Source organism: Burkholderia sp. SJZ089, from assembly GCF_007828315.1.
In the GTDB taxonomy this organism is placed as follows: Bacteria; Pseudomonadota; Gammaproteobacteria; order Burkholderiales; family Burkholderiaceae; genus Burkholderia; species Burkholderia gladioli.
Window position 1 is genome coordinate 263,474 of record NZ_VIUM01000010.1, and the last position, 21,137, is coordinate 284,610.

Below are 21,137 nucleotides of genomic sequence, written 5' to 3' on the forward strand. Positions count from 1 at the left end.
GATGTTAAAAATTGTTTTTCGGGCCGCTCTCGCGTAGGATGCGCGGCTTTGTTGGCCGGCCGTAAGACGGCCGGTGCACCGGCTCGGTCCGGTGCGGCGCGGGACGGCGGGGAAATCCGTCCCGGTGCGTTTCACCTGCGTTGACGAATCATTCACATCGTTTACGGCTTGGCATTCCCTTATGCGCGCGTATCTCATATTGCGAATGCATTTCGGCATGCCTATCGTTCGAGGATGGCAAGGCCGGAGTCGGGGGAAATCATTCGGGACAACCGACTATATGAACCGGCTTTTCCTGTGGCGTGACAGATTCGGCGCGGGTACCCGCGCGGGCCACAACAAGATTTGCAACGGAGACGAACCATCATGAGCAGTGTCATCGAGCCCGCAAGCCGCGCGGGCAATCCGTCCTTCCTGTCCAAGGAAGCGACGATCGCCCGTCCGGGTTTCTCGCGCTGGATGGTGCCGCCGGCGGCACTCGCCGTGCACCTCTGTATCGGCCAGGCCTACGCGTTTTCCGTGTTCAACGGCCCGCTGACCAAAGTGATCGGCATCAGCGCCTCGGCGCCCGGCGACTGGTCGCTGACCACGCTCGGCTGGATCTTCTCGCTGGCGATCGTGTTCCTGGGCCTGTCGGCGGCGTTCGCCGGCAAGTGGCTGGAACGCGTCGGCCCGCGCCGCACCATGCTGACGGCGGCCTGCTGCTTCGGCGGCGGTTTCATCGTTTCGGCGATCGGCGTGTGGACCCACCAGATCTGGCTGCTCTACCTCGGTTACGGCGTGATCGGCGGGATCGGCCTGGGCCTGGGCTACGTGTCGCCGGTCTCGACCCTGATCCGCTGGTTCCCGGACCGCCGCGGCATGGCCACCGGCATGGCGATCATGGGCTTCGGCGGCGGCGCAATGATCGCCGCGCCGTTGTCGGTGGCGCTGATGAACCACTTCAAGAGCGCCACCAGCATCGGCGTGGCCGAGACCTTCGTGGTGCTCGGCATCGCCTACTTCATCTCGATGACGATCGGCGCCTTCGCGATCCGCGTGCCGGCGCCGGGCTGGAAGCCGGCCGGCTGGGAGCCGCCCGCGCGGTCGACCAACAAGATGATCACCTCGCGCCACGTGCACATCGACCAGGCCCTGAAGACGCCGCAGTTCTACCTGATCTGGCTGGTGCTGTTCCTCAACGTGACGGCCGGCATCGGCATTCTCGGCCAGGCCTCGGTGATGATCCAGGAGAGCTTCAAGGACACCGTGACGGCCGCGGCCGCCGCCGGCTTCGTGGGCCTGCTGTCGCTGTTCAACATGGGCGGGCGCTTCGTGTGGGCCTCGGCCTCGGACTGGGTCGGCCGCAAGAACACCTACTTCATCTTCTTCGTGCTCGGCGCGGTGCTCTACTACTGCGTGCCGCGTTTCGCGGCGAGCGGCAACATCGCCCTGTTCGTGCTGGCCTACGGCGTGATCCTGTCGATGTACGGCGGCGGCTTCTCGACCGTGCCGGCCTATCTGGCCGACATGTTCGGCACCGCCTTCGTCGGCGGCATCCACGGCCGGCTGCTGACGGCCTGGGCCGCGGCGGGCGTGGCCGGCCCGGTGCTGGTCAACTACATCCGCGCCTACCAGGTCGGCCACGGCGTGGCCAAGGCCGATGCCTACACCATGACGGTGCACCTGATGGCGGTGCTGCTGGTGGTCGGTTTCTTCTGCAACCTGCTGGTGCGACGCGTCGCCGACCACCACTACATGAGCGACGCGCAGCTCGCGTCCGCCAAATAACGGAGACCCGTGATGACCGATCTCTCGACCCGCGACGCGGCCGACGCGCACCCGACCAACAAGGGCCTGCTGCTGGTGTTCTGGCTCTATGTGCTGATTCCGCTGGTCTGGGGCGTGTTCAACACGCTCGCGCAGGCGCTCAAGCTGTTCCATTGAGTGTTCGCGCAGGCATGCCGGCGGCCACGCCGGCATGCCGGAAACGGTGCCCATATCAGGGTTTTCGGCAGTCAACGCGATGTAAGCCGGGCGCGTTGAATCGACAGCGACGCCGGATTTTCCCGGGCGCGCCGGTGCGATGAAGCGCATCGCGGGTTTCCCGATCGACCGTTTCCACTTTCCAACGCAGGGGTAGAACAATGAACAAGCTTCTCGTTTCGCTGGCCGCCGTGACGCTCGCCTTCGCATCGGCATCGGTGTTCGCGCAGGACGCCTCGGCGCCGGCCGCCAAGCACGACAAGAGCGCACCGAAGCACAAGCTCAAGAAGCACGGCTCGACCAAGGGCAATGCCAAGGCTGCCGCCGCTTCGGCCGCCGGCACCAACGACAAGGGCGCGCAGCAGTAAGCGCCTACCGCGGCGGCGCGATCCGCCGCCTCGCGGGAGCGCCTCCGAACGGAGCGCTGCCGCCATCGAGTCCTGTCCGGTTTTCGGGCAGGACTTTTTTCATGGCGCGGCCGTGCATCGCGAACCGGCAAAGATCACGCAGCTGTGCTTTACTTCGGCGCTTGAGCAAACGAGGAGCAAAGCATGGATATCGGTTTTGTCGGGCTGGGGGAAATGGGCGGCGCGATCGCCGCGAACCTGCTGAAGGCGGGGCATCGCGTGCGGGTCTGGAATCGTTCGCCGGAGAAGCTCGCGCCGCTGGTCGAGCAGGGCGCGGAGCAGGCTGCCTCGATCGATGCCGCCTTCGCCGGCGACGCGGTGTTCTCGATGCTGGCCGACGATGCCGCGGTGCGCGGCGTGTTCGACGCGGGCCTGCTCGAGCAGGCGCCGCGCGGGCTGGTGCACGTCAACATGGCGACCATCTCGGTGGCGCTGGCCGAGACGCTGGCGCACGCGCACGCCGAGCGCGGCCTGCATTACGTGGCCGCGCCCGTGCTGGGCCGCCCGAACGTGGCCGCGCAGGGCCAGTTGACGATCGTCGCGGCCGGCCCGGCCGAGGCCATCGACCTGGTGCAGCCGGCGCTGGACGTGATCGGCCGCAAGACCTGGCGGCTCGGCTCGCTGCCGCAGCATGCCAATGCCGTGAAGCTGGCCGCGAACTTCTCGATCGCCTCGGCCATCGAGACCATGGGCGAGGCGGCGGCGATGCTGTCGGCGCACGGCGTGGCGGTCAGCGACTATGTCGACGTGATCACCAGCAGCATCCTGCCGGGCCCGGTCTACCAGGGTTACGGCGCGATGATCGCCGAGCGCAGCTACGAGCCGGCGCTGTTCAAGGCTCGGCTCGGCCTGAAGGACGTGCGGCTGGCGCTGGAGGCGGCCGACGCGGTGTCGGTGCCGATGCCGGTCGGCAGCGTGCTGCGCGACAACCTGCTCGACGCGATCGCGCACGGCGACGGCGAACGCGATTTCGCGGTGCTGGGCGAGGTGGCGGCGCGGCGCGCGGCGCGCTGAGCGGCGTTGGGCGGGCGGTGGCGATCGGCAGTGAGCCGCGCGCCGGCCGCGTGCATCGGGCGGTTCGCCGTGAGTCGCCTCGCGTGAACGATTCGCGCCGGTATCGGCCGGTTCGCGCGGGGGGCGGCGCAGCGCGGGCGACTGCCGGCATGATGGCTGTTCCGACAATCTTCCGAATCGAGACCTTGATGAGTTTGCATACCTGGGAGCTGTTCCTCGCGACGATGTTCGTGGTGTCGGCGATTCCCGGCCCGAACATGCTGCTGGTGATGTCGCACGGCGCGCGCTACGGCATGCGCCGCAGCACGGCGACCATGGCCGGCGCGCTGCTGGCGCTGGTGCTGATGTTCCTGGTGTCGGCGGCGGGGCTCGGCGTGTTCCTGGCGGCCTGGCCGCGCATGTTCGACGCGCTGCGCCTGGCCGGCGCGGCCTACCTGATCTGGCTCGGCATCAAGGCCTGGCGCGCGCGCGTGGAGGATGCCGGCGCCGAGGCGGCGCCCGTCACCCTGGGCATGCTGAGCTCGCCCGGCGCGCTGTTCCGCAACGGCTTCCTGGTTTCGGGCAGCAACCCGAAGGCCTTGCTGTTCGCGGTCGCGCTGACCCCGCAGTTCATCGACCCGGCCACGCCGAAGCTGCCGCAGTTCGCCTCGCTGGTGGTGACGCTGGCGATCTGCGAAGTCGGCTGGTACATCGTCTACTGCGCGTTCGGCACGCGTATCGGTGCCTCGCTGCGCAGCGCGCGCGTGATGCGGATCTTCAACCGGCTGACCGGCGGCGTGTTCGTCGGCTTCGGCACGGCGATGGCGCTGGTGCGTCACTGAGCCGGCACGCCGGGCGGCCCGGGATGGTCGGGCCGCGACCGTCTGACGCAGGCTGGCGCGATATCGACGCCGGAAAAACCAAACCCGATTTCGAAGGATCGGGTTTTTTCCTGGAAAGCCGCGCTGGACGGGTATTCAGCGCGCAGCGGGAGCGAGGAGGGGGGCGTCGCGACCTGGCAACAACCCGCAAGGGAAAATCCTTATTTTCCGTGCGGAAATGTTGCGGCGCGACATCGGCTCGGGTATAGTTGGAACTGTCTCCTCCATGTCTCCTCTGATATGGATTCAGCCCGCCTCTTCAGGCGGGCTTTTTTTCGTCCTGACGATTCCACATACCCGATCCGGTATCGCGTCCTCCGCCGTTTCCTTCCCTCAGAACTTGTACGACACCGCCAGGTAACTGATGATCGGGTTCGCCTTCAGCTCGCTCTTCGATTCCGCCAGCGTCGAGCCGTCGGCCGCCTTGATCGTCACGGTCGAGGTGGTGCGCAGCGGGATGTAGGTGACCGAGGCGATCAAGCCCCAATGATCGGTCAGCGCGTAGGTCAGGCCCGCGTTGAACACCGGCTGCCACGACGAGGACGCCTTGGCCGAGACCGAGGTGGTGCCCGGCTTGCCGGCGCCGGCCGCGAGGATCGAGCCGAGATTGTCCTGGGTCTGCTTGATGAAGTTGTTGCTCAGCTGCAGGTCGCTGAACCAGTTGTACGACACGCCGATGCCGAGGAAGGGGCGCAGCTTCGAGTCGGCCTTGGCGAAGTAGTACTGCAGGATCACTGCCGGGCTCCACTGCCGCACGCTCTTGACGATCGGATTCACCGCGCCGAGCCCGATGTTCTGCGTGCCGAGCGCGCCGGCCGGCCCTGGCGGCACGATGGTGCCCTGCCCGCTCACCTTGAACACCGGCGGCACGCCGGCCACCGAGGTCACCGCGATGTGGTCGGTGAGGAAGTGGCTGATGGTCAGGCCGACCGTGTCGGCCGTGCTGGTGCGCAGCCCGGTGCCCGGCGAATCGAAGGTGGGCGGCAGGCGCAGCGGCGTGTTGATCGGCGTGGGCGCCACGTTGGTGGTCAGCGGGGTGCTGCTCTGCACCGGCTGCACGTGGAACCAGCCGAGGCCGATCACGTTGCTGCCGGCGCTTTGGGCGTTGGCCGCGCCCGATCCGAGCGCGGCGGCCAGCGCCGCCGCGCAGAGAATGGTCTTGTTCACGGGGTGTCCCCTCGGTTTGTTATTGGACGAAGGCGCCGATCGTGAAATACGGCGAAGTCGCGTTGCTGTTGTCGAGGTAGCCGAACACGCCGCCGGTGAAGATGAACTTGCCGGTCGGGGTGGTGCTCGAGGCACCCACGTGGGTCGAGGTCACCGTGCCGGGCACCGCCTGCGTGTAGTCGAGGTTCAGCGCGGTCGCCAGCGACGCCTGCGAGGCGTTGAACGGATCGAGCAGGGTGGCCTGGGTGTTGATCAGGGCCGTGGTGCGATAGTCGAACTGGCTGTCCACGCCGATGTACTCGCCGTTCTGCGAGCCGGCCGCGACGCTCGACTGCGGCGACATGATCGAGATGCCCGATTCGTCGTCTGCGGTCAGGCCCGGGATGCCGTTCGCGTCGGGCAGCGGGTTCGGGTTGGCCACGCCGGTGCGGATCATGATCGGCACCAGCTGGTTGCGCAGCTTGCCGACGATGATGTAGCCCTTCGCCTGCGGCGTGGTGGCGAGCGTCGGCTTGACCTGGCTCTGGTAGTTGTTGGTCACGAAGGCGCCGCTGCCGTCGGGTGACTGCGTCAGGTTCGAGCCCGGCTGCGAGCAGGTGCCGGCATGCACGCCGGTGGTGTCGCAGCGCTGCCAGGTGCCGTCGGCGTTGATGGTGACCTTGCCGTCGATGGTGGTCGGCGAGAAGTTCTGCGAGGGCACCTGGCCGTAGCCGAGCTGGCTGTAGGTACCGGCCACGTTGGCGAGGTTGGTCTCGATCGACGAGAAGCCGATGAACGGGTAGTACGGGAAGGTCGTGTCGGGCACCGCACCCACGCCGATCACGCCCGAGAACTGGATGCGCGCGCCCGGAATCGTGCCGCCCGCCACGCCGAAGCCGACGAACACGCGCGCCGGGCGCGACGGGTCGAGGCTCGCGCCGTTCAGGCGCCATGCGCAGTTGTTGAGCTTCTGGGTCGGCAGGCCGGTTTCCTGGGTCAGCGTGCCGGTCGCGACGGTGCCGGCGCGGGTCGGCACCACGGTGCCGGTGGTGGCCGGGATCGGCGATTCGATATAGCTGATCTGCCAGGTCATCTTGGTCGTATCGAGCTGCAGCTTCACGAGCTCGCCGTCGCCGCCGCCGCCGGTATAGACCGTGCTGTAGTCCAGCGAGCTCGGGCAGAGGCCCGGTTCGGTCGCGGCCAGGGCCGCGGGCGGTTGGTCGTCCCCGCCCCCGCAGGCCGACACCAGCGGCACGGCACAGACCGCAGCCAGTACGAGATTGCGCTTCATCTTGCTCCTCCAGGATTGTCTCTTGTTTGCGGCGGCCAGCTCCCTGTCGGCCGCTTCATTTGGTTACCCGCGCGTATCGCCGGCGGCTGGCTGCCGATTGCGTCGCCGGTTCCCTGCTCCGGAACCGGCGACACCCTCGTCACGGCATTGGCCGCCCGCACCGCACCCCCCGTTGATCCCGTGTATCGCGTCGGGCACGGCCGCCGCGATCGCCTGATGCCTGGCCGCCGTGATGCCGGCGGTCGTCTCGCCGGTGTCGCGCGATGATGCGCACACCTGAATATGATTCGTCGACGTGCTGGAGAAGCGCTGGAGTCCTGCATGATGCCGCCGGCCGTGGCGCGTCGCGATCCGGGACGCGGGCCTGCCGCAAGGGGACGAGTGGACGCCTTGGCGCGTCGCGCGGGTGTCGCGCACGCATCGCGTGCCGACGCCCGGGCTCGGGCGCCGCACGTGGGCCGCGGCCGCCGAGCGCATGCGCGTCGGGCCGGCAGCGACCGCCGCAGGGGCGGGCGCGCTGGCCACGGCCGACCCCATCCACAAGGCGTATGACATGCCTCCGTCTCCGGTGTAATTGTGCGATGTAATTTCGCTGCGGGGCCTGCCGCTGTCAATTGATGGAACCGTCTAAAAAAGACGATTGAAACGGGACAGCTTGGAAACAAGCCCGTGAAATCGGGCCTGGCGGGAAGAATTAAAACGAAAATCGCGTTTGAAATTACCCTGCAAACGCGCGCTCCGGCGCCGCCGACGGTGCGCGTGCTGCGGTGCTCAGGCCCGCCCTGCAAGGCTTGCGGCCGACATCTCGGGTGTATCCCTATTCGGGATATTCATGATTGGGCGGGCACGGGAAATGAGCCGGATTGGCTGCGTTTCGAAAGACTGTGGATTCTCGTGAATGTCGGCGTTCAAATACCGGGAACCAAGGCGGCGATATTTTTATTGATGGATACGCCGGTGAATTCGCGAATCGCGCGGACCAGAAAAAACCGGCCGCGAAGGCCGGTTTTCAGCGATGCGCGAGCCGCGCGGCTTCAGCGCTTCAGGCCGCTGTCCTCGTCGGCGCCGATGTTCAGGTTCATGCACTGGATCGCCGCGCCCGAGGCGCCCTTGCCGAGGTTGTCCAGGCGCGCGACCGTGACGAAGCGCTCCTCGTTGCCGAATACGAACAGGTCGACGCGATTGGTGTCGTTGTTGGCCTGCACGTCGAAGAAGCCCTCGTCGAGATTCTCGGCCGCGTCGTACGGCGCGACCTTCACGAAGGCTTCGCCGGCATAGTACTCGGCGAGGATCTGCTGCACGTCCTGCGGCTTGGCGCGGCGCGCCAGCTGGCCCGGCGTGAAGTAGGTGGTGACGGCCAGGCCCTTGTAGAACGGGCCGACGATCGGCGTGAAGATCGGCGCGCCGGCCAGGCCCGTGTGCGCGGCCATCTCCGGCAGGTGCTTGTGGGCGAGGCCGAGCGCGTAGGCGCGCGGGCTGGCCAGGCGTTCGTTGCCGCCGGCCTCGTAGTCGGCAATCATCTTCTTGCCGCCGCCGCTGTAGCCGGTGATCGAATAGCTGTGGGCCGCGAAGTCGGTGGCGACCACGCCGGCATCGACCAGCGGGCGCATTGCCAGCACGAAGGCCGAGGCGTGGCAGCCCGGCACGGCGATGCGCTTGGCGCCGCGGATCCGCTCGCGCTGCGCGCGGGTCAGCTCGGGCAGGCCATAGGCCCAGTCGGCGCTGGTGCGAAAGGCGGTGCTGGCGTCGATCAGCGTGGTGCGATCGTTCTCGACCAGCGAGGCCGATTCGCGCGAGGCCACGTCGGGCAGGCACAGGAAGGTGATGTCCGAGGCGTTGATCAGGCGCCGGCGTTCCTCCACGTCCTTGCGCCTGGCATCGTCGATGCGAAGGATGTCGATGTCGCCGCGCGCGGACAGGTATTCGAAGATCTTCAGGCCGGTCGTGCCTTCCTGGCCGTCGACAAAAACTTTCGTGCTCATCTTGCTCTCACGGAATGGGGCGGCCGGCGCGAACGCCGGAAAGCCGACATTTTAAGACTTCACGGACAGGGCCGTAACCGATCGCGCCGAAAAAAGCGGCGGCGCGCGGTTTCATCCTGCACGGCCGGCATGACGAATTCTTGAAGCGCGGCGCATCGCGGCGATCCGGCAGCCGGCTGGCGCTCCGGCCCTCGTCGGGGCGATGCGTCGCCGCGCGGCGCGAAGCGACAGCGCTGAAGCAGGACGGGCGCCTAGCGTTCGTCGGTGACGATGAGGCGCGCATAGGCGAGCGCGGAGACGCTGATCTCGTGGTCGAACAACTGAGCGGGCCGGCCTTGCGCGCTGCGCAGGCGGTCGGAGTCGAGCGCGTAGACGGTGATCACGTAGCGATGCGGCTTGCCGGGCGGCGGGCAGGCGCCGCCATAGCCGTCGGTGCCGAAGTCGTTGCGCGCCTCGCTGGCGCCGAGCCGGCGCAGCACCCCGGAGGCGCTGGCATTGGCCGGCAGGCTGGTGACCTCGGCGGGGATGCCGGTCACCGCCCAGTGCCACCAGCCGCGGCCGGGCGCGTCGGGATCGAACATGGTGATCGCGTAGGCTCGGGTGCCGCGCGGCGCATGCTGCCAGCTCAGTTGGGGCGAGCGGTTGGCGCCGCCGCAGCCGTTGCGCGAATAGCGCTGGGCCACGTCGAGCCGGCCGCCCTCGCGCAGGTCGGCGCTCGACAGCGTGAACGGCGCCTGCGCGCCGGGCCGCGCGGTGCTGAGCAGCGCGGCGGCCACCACCGCGAGCAGGCGCAGCGCATTCCTGCCGCGGTGCCTGCCGCCTTGCCGCTCCTCCCGATCCTCACCTTCATGCATGGCGCGAGCCTCCCGTCACCTCGGCCGGCGCGTTCGACGACGGCGTTTCGGCACGTATTCGTGTTGCGACCCTGTGGACGACGGCAGCCAGTCTAGCACCGGGCAAGCGGCGGTGACGCAAGCATCGCGCGATGCCGGGCGGCGCGGGGAGGGTTCGCTCCGCCCGAAAAGAAAACGCCCGTGCACGGCAACCGTGACGGGCGTTGATCACGCGGCGCGCCGGAACCGGCGCGCGCAGGCGCTTACTCTTTCGGCGCGGTGGCGCCGCCGTGCGCGGCCGACCATTCGGCCGGCGCGTGCAGGAATTTCTCGACCTCGTCGAGCGTCTTGGTCTCGAAGTAGCCCGAGGCCTTGGCCACGCGCAGCACGTCCCACCAGGTAGCCAGCGCGTGCAGGTCGACGTCGATGTCCTTCAGGACCGAGACGCTTTCCTTGAAGATGTTGTAGTGGAACAGCACGAAGCAGTGGTTCACCTCGGCGCCGGCGGTGCGCAGCGCGTTGATGAAGTTGATCTTGCTGCGGCTGTCGGTGGTCAGGTCCTCCACCAGCAGCACGCGCGAGCCTTCTTCCAGGTGACCCTCGATCTGCGCGTTGCGGCCGAAACCCTTCGGCTTCTTGCGCACGTACTGCATCGGCAACATCATGCGATCGGCGATCCAGGCCGCGAACGGAATGCCGGCGGTTTCGCCGCCCGCCACCGCGTCGATCTGCTCGAAACCGACATCGCGCAGGATCGTCGCTTCCGCCATCTCCATCAGGCCCCGGCGCACGCGCGGATACGAGATCAGCTTGCGGCAGTCGATGTAGACCGGGCTCGCCCAGCCGGAGGTGAAGATGAACGGCTTTTCGGCGTTGAAGTGCACCGCCTGCACTTCGAGCAGGATTTTGGCGGTGGTGTCGGAGATCGTTTGACGATCGAAGCCTGTCATGGGCATTCCTTGGGTGATGAGCGGGAGGCCGGGCGCGAGGCGCCGTGGCGCGGCGACGGATTCCGGCCGGAGAACGGCGAACCGGCGCGGATGGCCGGCGGCGGAACTTCGCTGCGCGCGTGGGCCCGCATTTTACCCGAATCGGCGGGCGGCCGGACGTCGCGGGCGGCCGCTCGCGGCAGCTTTCGTCGCGGCTCGCCGGGCGTGTTCCGGCGCGGTTTTCCCGGCCGCCCCGAAGCCGGCGCCGGGCGGGCTTTCCAGCGCGCGCGAGGGGGCGATGATGGGCGCGCCGAGGGGGCGCCGTGACGCCCGTGGCCCCTGCCGCGACGGCCTTGCGCGGCAATTCCCGGTATCTGGCGGTGCAGCAACGCGCGCTTCGGTCGAGGTGTACACTTGTCGGCCCCTAGAATCCGCCCGGCACTTTGGTCTCCTTGCCCATCCCGCAGACAGGTTCGACGTCGCGCCGACCCGGCGCGCGACGCATGCCGTCCTCGACCATCCCCTCGATCGCCATGTTCCGGCACCTGCCGGACGCCGAATGCCAGGCTTCCAACACCGCCTTTCTCGCAGATCAGACCCACCATGGATGAACAACTGAAGCAAAGCGCGCTCGCGTATCACCAGAATCCGAAGCCCGGCAAGATCTCGGTCACGCCGACCAAGCCGCTGTCGAACCAGTACGACCTCTCGCTGGCCTATTCGCCGGGCGTGGCGGCCGCCTGCGAGGCGATCCACGCCGATCCGCTCGATGCGCAGAAGTACACCTCGCGCGGCAACCTGGTGGGCGTGGTGACCAACGGCACGGCCGTGCTGGGCCTGGGCAACATCGGCCCGCTGGCCGCCAAGCCGGTGATGGAGGGCAAGGGCTGCCTGTTCAAGAAGTTCGCCGGCATCGACGTGTTCGATATCGAGCTGGCCGAGACCGATCCCGACAAGCTGGTCGAGGCGATCGCGATGCTCGAGCCCACCCTGGGCGGCATCAACCTCGAGGACATCAAGGCGCCCGAGTGCTTCTACATCGAGCAGAAGCTGCGCGAGCGCATGAAGATCCCGGTCTTCCACGACGACCAGCACGGCACCGCGATCATCGCCTCGGCGGCGATCCTCAACGGGCTGAAGGTGGTCGGCAAGTCGCTCGGCGAGATCAAGCTGGTCTGCTCGGGCGCGGGCGCCGCGGCGATCGCCTGCCTGGACCTGCTGGTCAACCTGGGCCTGAACAAGGCCAATGTGCTGGTGACCGATTCGAAGGGCGTGATCCACGAGGGCCGCGGCCAGCTCGATCCGTCCAAGCAGCGCTACGCCGCCAATACCGAGGCGCGCACGCTGGCCGACGCGATCAACGGCGCCGACGTGTTCCTCGGCTGCTCCAGCGCCGGCGTGCTCAAGCCCGAGATGGTGCAGACCATGGGCAGCCAGCCGCTGATCCTCGCGCTGGCCAACCCGGAGCCGGAAATCCGCCCGGAAGCGGCCAAGGCGGTTCGCCCCGACGCGATCGTCGCGACCGGCCGTTCGGACTACCCGAACCAGGTCAACAACGTGCTGTGCTTCCCCTTCATCTTCCGCGGCGCGCTCGATGTCGGCGCAACCACCATCACCGAGGAGATGAAGCTCGCCTGCGTGCGCGCGATCGCCGAGCTGGCGCAGGAAACCGACCAGAGCGAGGAGGTCGCCAAGGCCTACGAGGGCCATTCGCTCGAATTCGGCCCGGACTACCTGATCCCGAAGCCCTTCGACCCGCGCCTGATCATCAAGATCGCGCCAGCGGTGGCGCAGGCCGCGATGGATTCGGGTGTGGCCACGCGCCCGATCGCCGACATGGACGCCTATCGCGAGCAGCTCGGCGCGACCGTCTATCGCACCGGCATGGTGATGCGCCCGGTGTTCACCGCGGCCAAGGCCAAGGAGGCGCGCATCGTGTTCGCCGAGGGCGAGGACGAGCGCGTGCTGCGCGCCGCGCAGTTCGTGCTGCAGGAGAAGATCGCCAAGCCGATCATCATCGGCCGCCCTGCGGTGGTCGAGATGCGCCTGAAGAAGATCGGCTCGAAGCTGCGCGCCGGCACCGACTTCGAGATCGTCGATCCCGAGGACGATCCGCGCTACCAGCAGTGCTGGCAGGCCTACCACGAGCTCGGCGCGCGCGACGGGGTCACGCCCGAGGTGGCCAAGGCCGCGCTGCGCAAGGCCAATACGCTGATCGGCGCGATCCTGGTCCACCTCGGCGATGCCGACGGCATGATCTGCGGCATGATCGACACCTATCACAGCCATCTCAAGTACGTGGAGCAGGTGCTGGGCCGCGCGCCGGGCGCCGAGCATCTCGCGGCGATGAACCTGCTGATGCTGCCGGGCCGCAACCTGTTCGTCTGCGACACCTACGTCAACGAGCTGCCGAGCGCCGAGCAGCTCGCCGACATGACGATCCAGGCCGCGGCCGAGATCGAGCGCTTCGGCATCACCCCGAAGGCTGCGCTGCTGTCGAACTCGAACTTCGGCAGCGCGCCCTCGGCGTCCTCGCGCCGCATGGCCGAGGCCCGCAAGCTGATCGCGCAGCGCGCGCCGCAGCTCGAGGTGGACGGCGAGATGCACGGCGACGCGGCGCTCTCGGAGGTGGTCCGCAAGGCCGCCTTCCCCGGCACCACGCTGTCGGGCGAGGCGAACCTGCTGATCATGCCGAACGTCGAGGCGGCCAATATCGCCTACAACCTGCTGAAGATGGTCGGCGGCGACGGCGTGACGGTCGGCCCGTTCCTGCTCGGCGCGGCCAAGCCGGTGCACATCCTGACGCCGGCGGCGACGGTGCGCCGCATCGTCAACATGACGGCGGTGGCGGCGGCCAACGTCAACAGCGCGGCGCGCTGAGACGGCTCGACGGCGAGGGCGGGCGCGGTGCCTGCCTCGCCTGAATGAAAAAAGCCACGGACCCGATCGGGCCGTGGCTTTTTCATGTGCCGCGCCGGCGTGGCGGCGGCAGCCTCAGGCGACGTGGCGCGTGAGCGCCTGCGGCCCGTTCCACTGCGCGAGCAGCGCCTCCCACTTGGTGCGCACCGCGCGCAGGTTGTTCTCCTTCACGTGGCCATAGCCGCGAATCCCGTCCGGCAGCTTCGCGAGCTCGAGCGCGAGCGGCAGCCGCTCCGGCGTGAGCCCGGCGAGGATCGTCTCGACCAGGGCCACGTATTCGCCGATCAGCGCGCGCTCGGTACGCCGTTCCTCGGTGCGGCCGAAGGGATCGAAGGCGGTGCCGCGCAGCCCCTTGAGGCGGGCCAGCAGACGGAACGCCGTCAGCATCCACGGACCATAGGCCTTCTTCACCAGATGGCCCTGCGCGTCGCGCTTGGCCAGGATCGGCGGCGCGAGGTGGTAGCGCAGCTTCAGCTCGCCCTCGAACTGCTCGGCCAGCCTGGCCAGGAAGGCCGGGTCCGACTGCAGCCGCGCGACCTCGTACTCGTCCTTGTAGGCCATCAGCTTGTAGAGGTTGCGCGCGACCGCCTCGGTCAGCGGCTCCTGCGCCGCCTCGCCGTCGAGGCGGGCCTCGGCGGCGCGCACGCGCTCGATCACGGCCGAGAAACGTGCCGCGTAGGCGGCGTTCTGGTAGGCGCCCAGTTGCTCGACACGCTTGGCGATCAGCGTATCGACCGCCTTTTTCGTGTGCAGCGCGATCACCGTGGCGCCGCTGGGCACCACCTGCCTGCCGGCCGCGGCCTGGCGCACGCTGGCCAGGTCATGGGCGGCGCGGCGGCCCCAGTCGAAGGCCGCCAGGTTCTTCTCGACCTGCACGCCGTTCAGCTCGATCGCGCGCGTCAGCGAAGCCAGCGTGAGCGGCAGGCCGCCGCGCTGCCAGGCATAGCCGAGCACGAAGGGATTGGTGTAGATCGTGTCGCCGAGCAGGGCGGCCGCGAACTGGTCCGCGTCGACCAGGTCGACGAACTCGCCCGCCGCGATCCGGATGTCCTGTTCGGCGCTCGCGCCGGGGAAGGCCCATTGCGGGTTCTTGATGAACTCGGCGGTCGGCGTCCTGGCGCTGTTGACCACCACTCGCGTCGAGCCGTGGCGCATGCGCGAGGTGCATTCGTCGCTGGCCGTCACCAGCGCGTCGCCGCCGATCACGAGATCCGCCTCGCCCATCGCGATGCGCGTGGCGTGGATGTCGGCGGGCGCATGCGCGATCTGCACATGGCTCATCACGGCGCCGCCCTTCTGCGCGAGACCGGTCACGTCGAGCACGGTGACGCCCTTGTTCTCCAGGTGCGCGGCCATGCCGATCAGCGCGCCGATGGTCACCACGCCGGTGCCGCCGACGCCGGTGACCAGCACGCCCCAGGCGCGGCCGATCGCGGGCAGCTCGGGTTCGGGCAGCGGCGGCAGCGCGCCGGCGTCCACCGCGACCGCCTTCGGCTTCTTCAACTGGGCGCCCTCGACGCTCACGAAGCTCGGGCAGAAACCCTTGGCGCAGGAGAAATCCTTGTTGCAGGTCGACTGGTTGATCTGCCGCTTGGTGCCGAACTCGGTCTCGAGCGGCTCGACCGACAGGCAGTTCGACTGCACCGAGCAGTCGCCGCAGCCTTCGCAGACCGCCTCGTTGATCACCACGCGTTTGGCCGGATCCGGGTAGGCGCCGCGCTTGCGGCGGCGGCGCTTCTCGGTGGCGCAGGTCTGGTCGTAGATCAGGATGCTGGTGCCGGCGATCTCGCGCAGCTCGCGCTGCACGGCGTCGAGCGTGTCGCGATGGTGGATCGTCACGCCCGGCGCGAGCAGGTCGGTCTTGCCCTGGTACTTCTCCGGCTCGTCGCTGACGATCACGATCCGCGCGGCGCCCTCGGCCGCCACCTGGTGGGTGATCTGCGGCACGGTCAGGGTGCCGTCCACGGGCTGGCCGCCCGTCATCGCCACTGCGTCGTTGTAGAGGATCTTGTAGGTGATGTTGGCCTTCGAGGCGATCGCCGCGCGCACCGCCAGCAGGCCCGAGTGGAAGTAGGTGCCGTCGCCGAGGTTGGCGAACACGTGCTTTTCCTCGGTGAAGGGCGCCTGGCCGATCCAGGGCACGCCTTCGCCGCCCATCTGGCTGAAGGTGCTGGTATTGCGGTCCATCCACACCGTCATGTAGTGGCAGCCGATCCCGGCGATCGCGCGCGAGCCTTCGGGTACCACCGTCGAGGTGTTGTGCGGGCAGCCCGAGCAGAACCAGGGCTTGCGCTCGGCGGTGACGTGCGGCCGGGCCAGCGCGGCCTCCTTGGCCTGGATCACGGCGATGCGCGCGGCGATGCGCGCGCGCACCTCGGCGGGCAGCTCGAACTTCTCGAGCCGCGTCGCGATCGCCTTGGCGATGATGGCGGGCGAGAGCTCGTAGTGCGCCGGCAGCAGCCAGTTGCCCATCGGCACCGACCATTCGCCGCCCGCGCCGTCCTTCTCGTCGAACTTGCCGAAGATGCGCGGGCGCTGGCCGTCGGGCCAGTTGTACAGTTCTTCCTTGATCGCGTATTCGAGGATCTGGCGTTTTTCCTCCACCACCAGGATCTCGTCGAGGCCGCGCGCGAACTGCTGCGCGCCCTGTGCCTCGAGCGGCCAGACGCAGCCGACCTTGTAGAGCCGGATGCCGATCCGCGCGCAGGTCTGGTCATCGAGGCCGAGGTCGGTGAGGGCCTGGCGCACGTCCAGGTAGGCCTTGCCGGCCGTCATGATGCCGAAGCGCGCCTGCGGCGAATCGATCTCGATGCGGTCGAGCCGGTTGGCGCGCACGTAGGCGAGCGCCGCGTACCACTTGTGGTCGATCATCCGCGCTTCCTGCACCAGCGGCGGATCGGGCCAGCGGATGTTGAGCCCGCCCTCGGGCATCAGGAAGTCCTCGGGCAGGACGATGTTGGCGCGATGCGGGTCGATGTCGACCGAGGCCGAGGATTCGACCACGTCGGTGACGCACTTGAGCGAGACCCACAGCCCCGAATAGCGGCTCATGGCCCAGCCGTGCAGGCCGAAGTCGAGGTATTCCTGGACGTTCGAGGGATACAGCACCGGCAGGCCGCAGGCCTTCAGCAGGTGCTCGGACTGGTGCGCGAGGGTCGAGGACTTGGCGGCGTGGTCGTCGCCGGCCAGCACCAGCACCCCGCCGTGCGGCGAGCTGCCGGCCGAGTTGGCATGCTTGAGCACGTCGCCCGAGCGGTCGACGCCGGGGCCCTTGCCGTACCACATGCCGAACACGCCGTCGTATTTCGCGCCGGGGTAGAGGTTGACCTGCTGCGTGCCCCATACGGCGGTCGCGGCGAGGTCCTCGTTGAGGCCGGGCTGGAACACGATGCGGTGCGCGGCCAGATGCTTCTGGGCTTTCCAGAGCGACTGGTCGAGGCCGCCGAGCGGCGAGCCGCGATAGCCGGAAATGAAACCAGCGGTATTGAGGCCGGCGGCACGGTCGCGTTCCTGCTGCAGCATCGGCAGCCGGACCAGCGCCTGCACGCCGCTCATGTAGGCACGGCCGCGCTCGAGCGTGTATTTGTCGTCGAGCGTGACCGATTGAAGCGCGGCTTCCAGCGTCGCGCGCTGGCCGGCGTCTAGCGGGGCATTCATTACTACGTCTCCTCCACCCGTTTGGGATCACCAAAACTGTCGGCATCGGCGTCTTGTGGACACACATTGGCCGGGGCGCCATATTGGCGGGTTTCGGAAAATGGTATCACTGGTGGAAACCCGCCGTTTGTTGTGTTTTTTGTAGTGAATCCTTGCGATCTGCCTGCAATTTTCTGCGTTACATCATGTAAAAGCATGTAAAGCCCCGGGCCGCGCCGGGGGTTTCCGTTTAGTCTATTGCGCTGCCGGCAATGGTCGGGCCCCAACGATGGCCCTGGAATGGAGAGAGCCAGCCGGCTGATACAACGGAGGTTCCATGAATACGCGTCATATCCAGAATTTCTTGATGGTGTCGACCGCGTTCTTCGCGATGACCGGCCCGCTGCGCTCGCAAGGCGCGAGCGCCCTGGCCGCGGCGAGCGCACCGATGCTGCAGATCACCCCCGCGGGCGACGCGATCGCGCCGGCCGGCGTGACGGCGACCACGCAGGTGAGCGGAGCGCCGAAAGCCTGAGATCGAGCCGGCGCCGCGCGGCGTCGTTTTTCCTCATAACGAGAAGGGTGGAAATCTTGCGATTTCCGCCCTTTTTCATTGCCGGTCGCGCGCCCGGCGGCGCCTTGGCATCAGGCCGTCAGACCTTGTCCTGCACCACGCCGCGCCGGATCTGGTCCAGCTCGATCGATTCGAACAAGGCCTTGAAGTTGCCCTCGCCGAAACCCTGGTTGCCCTTGCGCTGGATGATCTCGAAGAAGATCGGCCCGATCTGGTTCTCGGTGAAGATCTGCAGCAGCAGGTCGTCGTGCGCGCCGTCGATCAGGATCTTGCGCTTGCGCAGCTCGGCCAGCGGCTCGCCGTGGTTGGGCACGCGCCGGTCGACCAACTCGTAGTAGGTGTCGATGGTGTCGAGCAGGCTGACCTCGCTGCCGCGCAGCCCGTCGACGGTGCGATAGATGTCGTCGCTGCCCAGCGCGATGTGCTGGATCCCCTCGCCGTGATAGGCGTCGAGATATTCCTGGATCTGGCCCGGCGTGTCCGAGCCTTCCTCGTTGATCGGGATGCGGATCTTGCCGCAGGGCGAGGTCATCGCCTTCGACTTCACGCCCGTCACCTTGCCCTCGATATCGAAGTAGCGCACCTCGCGGAAGTTGAACAGGCGCTCGTAGAACTCGGCCCATTCGGCCATCCGGCCGCGGTGGACGTTGTGGGTGAGGTGGTCGATATAGGTCAGGCCGTGGCCGACGGGGGCCGGATCGGCGCCCGGGATCGGCTCGAAATCGACGTCGTAGATGCCGATGTCGCCGATGCTGCCGGCCTGCGCGCCGTTCTTGCCGCGCCAGCGGTCGACGAAATAGATCAGCGAGTCGCCGACGCCCTTGATGGCGGGAATGTTCAGCTCCATCGGCCCGGTCTTGTTGTCGAAACCCCAGGCGCCGAGTTCTAGCGCGCGGCGATAGGCCTGCGCGGCATCCTGCACGCGGAACGCGATTGCGCAGATCGAGGGGCCGTGCAGGCGCGCGAAGCGCTGCGCGAAGGAATCGGGCTCGGCGTTGATGATGAAGTTGATCTCGCCCTGGCGGTACAGCGTGACGTCCTTGTGGCGGTGGCGCGCGACCGCGCGGAAGCCCATGCGCTCGAACAGCTGGCCGAGTGCCTTCGGGTCCGGCGCGGTGTATTCGATGAATTCGAAGCCGTCGGTGCCGACGGGATTGTCCCAGGTGGGAACTTGCATGCTGTCTCCTGATGGTCGGATCGATCGTGGGGGCGGCAAGCCGCCGCATGCAGAACAGTGTAGGCGGGCGATGCGGGCAATTACTTGCGAAATTAATCGCACCCCGATACGATTGCGCAACTTTCAACCAATAAAAATCGAACTAGGGGAGGAAAATGGCGCGTGTCGAATTGGACGCCATCGATCGGCGGATCCTGGCGATCCTGCAGGAGAACGGCCGGCTGTCGAACCAGGAGATCGCCGAGCGCGTGAACCTGTCGCCCAGCCCCTGCCTGCGCCGGATCCGGCGTCTCGAGGAAATGGGCGTGATCACCAACTACGTGGCCTTGCTCGACCCGAAGCGACTCGGGCTCGACCTGTTGGCCTATGTCAGCGTGCGGCTCGAGAAGCGCGGCGGCGTGGCCGCCGGCGAGGGCGGCGCCACCCATTCGGAGCGCTTTCGCGCGGCCGTGCAGGCCTGGCCCGAGGTGGTGGCCTGCCACGCGATGACGGGCGACATGGATTACCTGCTGCGCGTGCAGGTCGAGGACATGGCGCATTTCTCGCGATTCGTGCAGGAGCAGTTGCTGCACCATCCCTCGGTGATCGACGTGAAGACCAGTTTCGCGCTGGAGAGCTTCAAGGAAACCACGGCGCTGCCGATCCGCTGATTTCCTCGGCGCGGGCGGAGCATGGCGGCGGTAAACGAAACGGGCGACCCGCTTGCGGGCCGCCCGTTCTGGATTCTGGATTTTGGTGCGGCAAGACCGCCGGGCCGGGGCGGCCCGGACGATTCGGACCTCAGGCGGCCAGCCCCGCCGGCAGCATCGATTCGAACATCTGCGTGGCGCGGCGCGCCTGGCGCTTCATCGCGTAGTCGAACACGGCAGCCTGCTCCTGCAGCATCTCGGCGATGATCGTCGAGTGGTCGGCGGGCGGCAGCGACAGGTAGGCATCGGCCTCGCCACAGGCGTATTCGATCCGCATGCCCGACTTCTTCGCGATATGCATCATGGTCGCGTTGCGCGACAGGCAGTGCATGTAGAGCGTCGAGACGTGGGTGTTGCGGCTGCGGATCGCCGCGCGCTCGAACAGCCGCGTGCCGACCCCCTGGCCGCGCGCCGATTCGAGCACCGAGACGCCGAATTCGGCGGTGCGCTTGTCGCCCTCGTCGGGCAGGTAGGCCAGGTGGCCGACGCCGACCAGCTCGAGCGCGGCGTCGAACACGCCGAACACGGTGTCGCGGCCGAAATCGATGGTGCGCACGTAATTCTCGATTACGTGGTTCGGCACGATCTGGCCGAAGCGCAGCAGGCGATCTTCATCGTCGAGCGCCATGAAATGCGTGAGCATCTGCTCACGGTCGGTGGAAGCCAGTTCCCTGACGAGAACCGGCGCCTGCCCGACCTTGCCGATCGGGTCGGCGGGGCGGAGAGGGAGCGTGTTCATCGTGGGTTCCTCAGAGACCGTACAGCCGGGTTGTGCAATGCAGCAGCATTCTAACCGAACGGTACACGTCGGATCAGGGAAAACCCGGATTCGTGTGGAGGAGGTCTTCTAAAGATATGCAACGATCGCCGGAAGTTTTTGATTTCTTGGCGATAATCGTTTCATCGGATGATATATGTGGCGATGTGCCACATGTGCCTCGGGCGCAACGCTCGCGGCACGTCTGCTGCTCCGCAGTATTTGTCCCTCGTTTTCTCGCCTTCCGGCCCCCTGCGGCGGCCCGGGATTCGCTCAGGCCTCGCCGCCGAGCCCTCGCTCGATCAGCTCGATCACCTGCTCGGCGAAATCGCGGTAACCGAGGCGGCCGCCCGGTTTCAGCCAGGTGAAGGTCCAGTTGATCATGCCGAACACCATCATGGTGACCGAGGTCTGGTTCTGCTTCGAGACGCGGCCCGGGTAGGCGCGCTCGATCTGGCGCGTGAAGGCGGCGACGATATCGCGCTGGCGATCGAGGATCACCTGCCGCTGCGTGTTCTCGAGGTATTTGACGTCGTTGAGCAGCGCCACGTGGCGGCTGTGCGAGGTTTCGTATTCGACCAGGAAGGCGCGGATCAGCTCGGCGAAGGCCTCGCGCTCGCTGAGCCCGCGGCGCTGGCTGGCCCCCTCGACCTCGGCGATGATCAGCATCAGCCGCGTGGTGTAGCGGTCGAGCAGGTCGAACAGGATCGCTTCCTTGCCCTCGTAGTAATGATAGAGACGCGCCTTCGAGGTGCCGCTGGCGGCGGCGAGGTCGGTCATCGAGGTGCTGGGGTAGCTGGTCTGCGCGAACTTCGCGGCCGCGAGGTCGAGAATCTGCTCGCGTTGGGATTCGTGGTCGGGCGCTCGGGTGCGGGCCATGGCGTGGATCGAAAAGGTCGGGTGGCGGGGCGCCGCCCGTTGGCGCGATAGTGCGCCAGGGGAATTGTACGCAAGGGCG

18 protein-coding genes are annotated in these 21,137 nt (G+C 67.6%); 9 read left to right on the forward strand and 9 right to left on the reverse strand.

Annotation, left to right across the window (positions count from 1 at the left end; translation table 11 throughout):
- Window positions 1-366: 366 nt before the first annotated feature.
- From FB600_RS20330 to FB600_RS20350, 5 genes are all read left to right on the forward strand, one after another.
- On the forward strand, window positions 367-1,770 hold the full coding sequence (locus FB600_RS20330) for an OFA family MFS transporter (RefSeq protein WP_096749879.1): 1,404 nt from the start codon (window positions 367-369) through the stop codon (window positions 1,768-1,770).
- Window positions 1,771-1,782: 12 nt separating this feature from the next.
- Window positions 1,783-1,926, forward strand: coding sequence for a hypothetical protein (locus FB600_RS20335; RefSeq protein WP_013696326.1), 144 nt, complete (start codon window positions 1,783-1,785; stop codon window positions 1,924-1,926).
- A 200-nt stretch (window positions 1,927-2,126) separates the two neighbouring features.
- Window positions 2,127-2,333 carry a hypothetical protein gene (locus FB600_RS20340; RefSeq protein WP_096749878.1) on the forward strand — a complete coding sequence of 69 codons (207 nt, stop codon included), beginning with the start codon at window positions 2,127-2,129 and terminating at the stop codon, window positions 2,331-2,333.
- Between the two features lie 183 nt (window positions 2,334-2,516).
- Entirely contained in the window at window positions 2,517-3,386 is an 870-nt protein-coding gene (locus tag FB600_RS20345) for an NAD(P)-dependent oxidoreductase (protein WP_145757227.1), read from the forward strand.
- Between the two features lie 188 nt (window positions 3,387-3,574).
- On the forward strand, window positions 3,575-4,207 hold the full coding sequence (locus FB600_RS20350) for a LysE family translocator (RefSeq protein ID WP_145757226.1): 633 nt from the start codon (window positions 3,575-3,577) through the stop codon (window positions 4,205-4,207).
- A gap of 372 nt (window positions 4,208-4,579) precedes the next feature.
- Here FB600_RS20350 and FB600_RS20355 read toward each other — a convergent pair whose 3' ends face one another.
- The 5 genes from FB600_RS20355 to FB600_RS20375 all read right to left on the reverse strand — a co-directional run bounded on the left by FB600_RS20355 (window position 4,580) and on the right by FB600_RS20375 (window position 10,448).
- Window positions 4,580-5,413: an OmpW/AlkL family protein gene (locus FB600_RS20355; RefSeq protein ID WP_013696330.1), complete on the reverse strand. Its 834-nt coding sequence runs from the start codon at window positions 5,411-5,413 to the stop codon at window positions 4,580-4,582.
- A gap of 19 nt (window positions 5,414-5,432) precedes the next feature.
- A complete protein-coding gene (locus FB600_RS20360) occupies window positions 5,433-6,683 on the reverse strand; it encodes a DUF2957 domain-containing protein (protein ID WP_036048540.1) in 1,251 nt (416 codons plus the stop codon).
- Window positions 6,684-7,717: 1,034 nt separating this feature from the next.
- Window positions 7,718-8,665, reverse strand: coding sequence for an N-acetyl-gamma-glutamyl-phosphate reductase (gene argC / locus FB600_RS20365; RefSeq protein ID WP_096749875.1), 948 nt, complete (start codon window positions 8,663-8,665; stop codon window positions 7,718-7,720).
- A 251-nt stretch (window positions 8,666-8,916) separates the two neighbouring features.
- Entirely contained in the window at window positions 8,917-9,519 is a 603-nt protein-coding gene (locus FB600_RS20370) for a YbhB/YbcL family Raf kinase inhibitor-like protein (RefSeq protein WP_096749874.1), read from the reverse strand.
- 242 nt (window positions 9,520-9,761) lie between these two features.
- A complete protein-coding gene (locus tag FB600_RS20375; RefSeq protein WP_013696334.1) occupies window positions 9,762-10,448 on the reverse strand; it encodes an orotate phosphoribosyltransferase in 687 nt (228 codons plus the stop codon).
- Between FB600_RS20375 and FB600_RS20380 the strand changes: the two genes are divergently transcribed.
- Both FB600_RS20380 and FB600_RS20385 read left to right on the forward strand, forming a co-directional pair.
- The gene (locus tag FB600_RS20380) at window positions 10,428-10,754 is read left to right on the forward strand and encodes a hypothetical protein (protein ID WP_127841091.1); all 327 of its coding nucleotides are present in this window, start codon (window positions 10,428-10,430) and stop codon (window positions 10,752-10,754) included. The two genes, FB600_RS20375 and FB600_RS20380, sit on opposite strands and share 21 nt — an antisense overlap.
- Before the next feature lie 276 nt (window positions 10,755-11,030).
- The gene (locus FB600_RS20385; protein ID WP_145757225.1) at window positions 11,031-13,307 is read left to right on the forward strand and encodes an NADP-dependent malic enzyme; all 2,277 of its coding nucleotides are present in this window, start codon (window positions 11,031-11,033) and stop codon (window positions 13,305-13,307) included.
- A gap of 114 nt (window positions 13,308-13,421) precedes the next feature.
- Here FB600_RS20385 and FB600_RS20390 read toward each other — a convergent pair whose 3' ends face one another.
- Window positions 13,422-17,003: an indolepyruvate ferredoxin oxidoreductase family protein gene (locus FB600_RS20390; RefSeq protein ID WP_096749872.1), complete on the reverse strand. Its 3,582-nt coding sequence runs from the start codon at window positions 17,001-17,003 to the stop codon at window positions 13,422-13,424.
- Between the two features lie 316 nt (window positions 17,004-17,319).
- Here FB600_RS20390 and FB600_RS20395 point away from each other — a divergent pair, with 316 nt between their 5' ends.
- Window positions 17,320-17,517: a hypothetical protein gene (locus FB600_RS20395; RefSeq protein ID WP_025101190.1), complete on the forward strand. Its 198-nt coding sequence runs from the start codon at window positions 17,320-17,322 to the stop codon at window positions 17,515-17,517.
- A 118-nt stretch (window positions 17,518-17,635) separates the two neighbouring features.
- Here FB600_RS20395 and hppD read toward each other — a convergent pair whose 3' ends face one another.
- The gene (hppD, locus tag FB600_RS20400) at window positions 17,636-18,733 is read right to left on the reverse strand and encodes a 4-hydroxyphenylpyruvate dioxygenase (protein ID WP_017919522.1); all 1,098 of its coding nucleotides are present in this window, start codon (window positions 18,731-18,733) and stop codon (window positions 17,636-17,638) included.
- A 155-nt stretch (window positions 18,734-18,888) separates the two neighbouring features.
- On the opposite strand from hppD, the gene FB600_RS20405 reads away from it, so the two are divergent.
- Window positions 18,889-19,383 carry an Lrp/AsnC family transcriptional regulator gene (locus FB600_RS20405; RefSeq protein WP_017919523.1) on the forward strand — a complete coding sequence of 165 codons (495 nt, stop codon included), beginning with the start codon at window positions 18,889-18,891 and terminating at the stop codon, window positions 19,381-19,383.
- Window positions 19,384-19,513: 130 nt separating this feature from the next.
- Here the strand turns inward: FB600_RS20405 and FB600_RS20410 are convergent, their stop codons facing one another.
- Window positions 19,514-20,161: a GNAT family N-acetyltransferase gene (locus FB600_RS20410; protein WP_013696340.1), complete on the reverse strand. Its 648-nt coding sequence runs from the start codon at window positions 20,159-20,161 to the stop codon at window positions 19,514-19,516.
- A gap of 291 nt (window positions 20,162-20,452) precedes the next feature.
- Window positions 20,453-21,058, reverse strand: coding sequence for a TetR/AcrR family transcriptional regulator (locus tag FB600_RS20415; protein ID WP_013696341.1), 606 nt, complete (start codon window positions 21,056-21,058; stop codon window positions 20,453-20,455).
- Window positions 21,059-21,137 lie beyond the last annotated feature (79 nt).

Coding starts and splice junctions, on each gene's coding strand:
- FB600_RS20330 (WP_096749879.1), top strand. CDS start 367: ATGAGCAGTGTCATCGAGCCCGCAAGCCGCGCGGGCAATCCGTCCTTC.
- FB600_RS20335 (WP_013696326.1), top strand. CDS start 1,783: ATGACCGATCTCTCGACCCGCGACGCGGCCGACGCGCACCCGACCAAC.
- FB600_RS20340 (WP_096749878.1), top strand. CDS start 2,127: ATGAACAAGCTTCTCGTTTCGCTGGCCGCCGTGACGCTCGCCTTCGCA.
- FB600_RS20345 (WP_145757227.1), top strand. CDS start 2,517: ATGGATATCGGTTTTGTCGGGCTGGGGGAAATGGGCGGCGCGATCGCC.
- FB600_RS20350 (WP_145757226.1), top strand. CDS start 3,575: ATGAGTTTGCATACCTGGGAGCTGTTCCTCGCGACGATGTTCGTGGTG.
- FB600_RS20360 (WP_036048540.1), bottom strand. CDS start 6,683: ATGAAGCGCAATCTCGTACTGGCTGCGGTCTGTGCCGTGCCGCTGGTG.
- argC (WP_096749875.1), bottom strand. CDS start 8,665: ATGAGCACGAAAGTTTTTGTCGACGGCCAGGAAGGCACGACCGGCCTG.
- FB600_RS20370 (WP_096749874.1), bottom strand. CDS start 9,519: ATGCATGAAGGTGAGGATCGGGAGGAGCGGCAAGGCGGCAGGCACCGC.
- FB600_RS20375 (WP_013696334.1), bottom strand. CDS start 10,448: ATGACAGGCTTCGATCGTCAAACGATCTCCGACACCACCGCCAAAATC.
- FB600_RS20385 (WP_145757225.1), top strand. CDS start 11,031: ATGGATGAACAACTGAAGCAAAGCGCGCTCGCGTATCACCAGAATCCG.
- FB600_RS20390 (WP_096749872.1), bottom strand. CDS start 17,003: ATGAATGCCCCGCTAGACGCCGGCCAGCGCGCGACGCTGGAAGCCGCG.
- FB600_RS20395 (WP_025101190.1), top strand. CDS start 17,320: ATGAATACGCGTCATATCCAGAATTTCTTGATGGTGTCGACCGCGTTC.
- hppD (WP_017919522.1), bottom strand. CDS start 18,733: ATGCAAGTTCCCACCTGGGACAATCCCGTCGGCACCGACGGCTTCGAA.
- FB600_RS20405 (WP_017919523.1), top strand. CDS start 18,889: ATGGCGCGTGTCGAATTGGACGCCATCGATCGGCGGATCCTGGCGATC.
- FB600_RS20410 (WP_013696340.1), bottom strand. CDS start 20,161: ATGAACACGCTCCCTCTCCGCCCCGCCGACCCGATCGGCAAGGTCGGG.
- FB600_RS20415 (WP_013696341.1), bottom strand. CDS start 21,058: ATGGCCCGCACCCGAGCGCCCGACCACGAATCCCAACGCGAGCAGATT.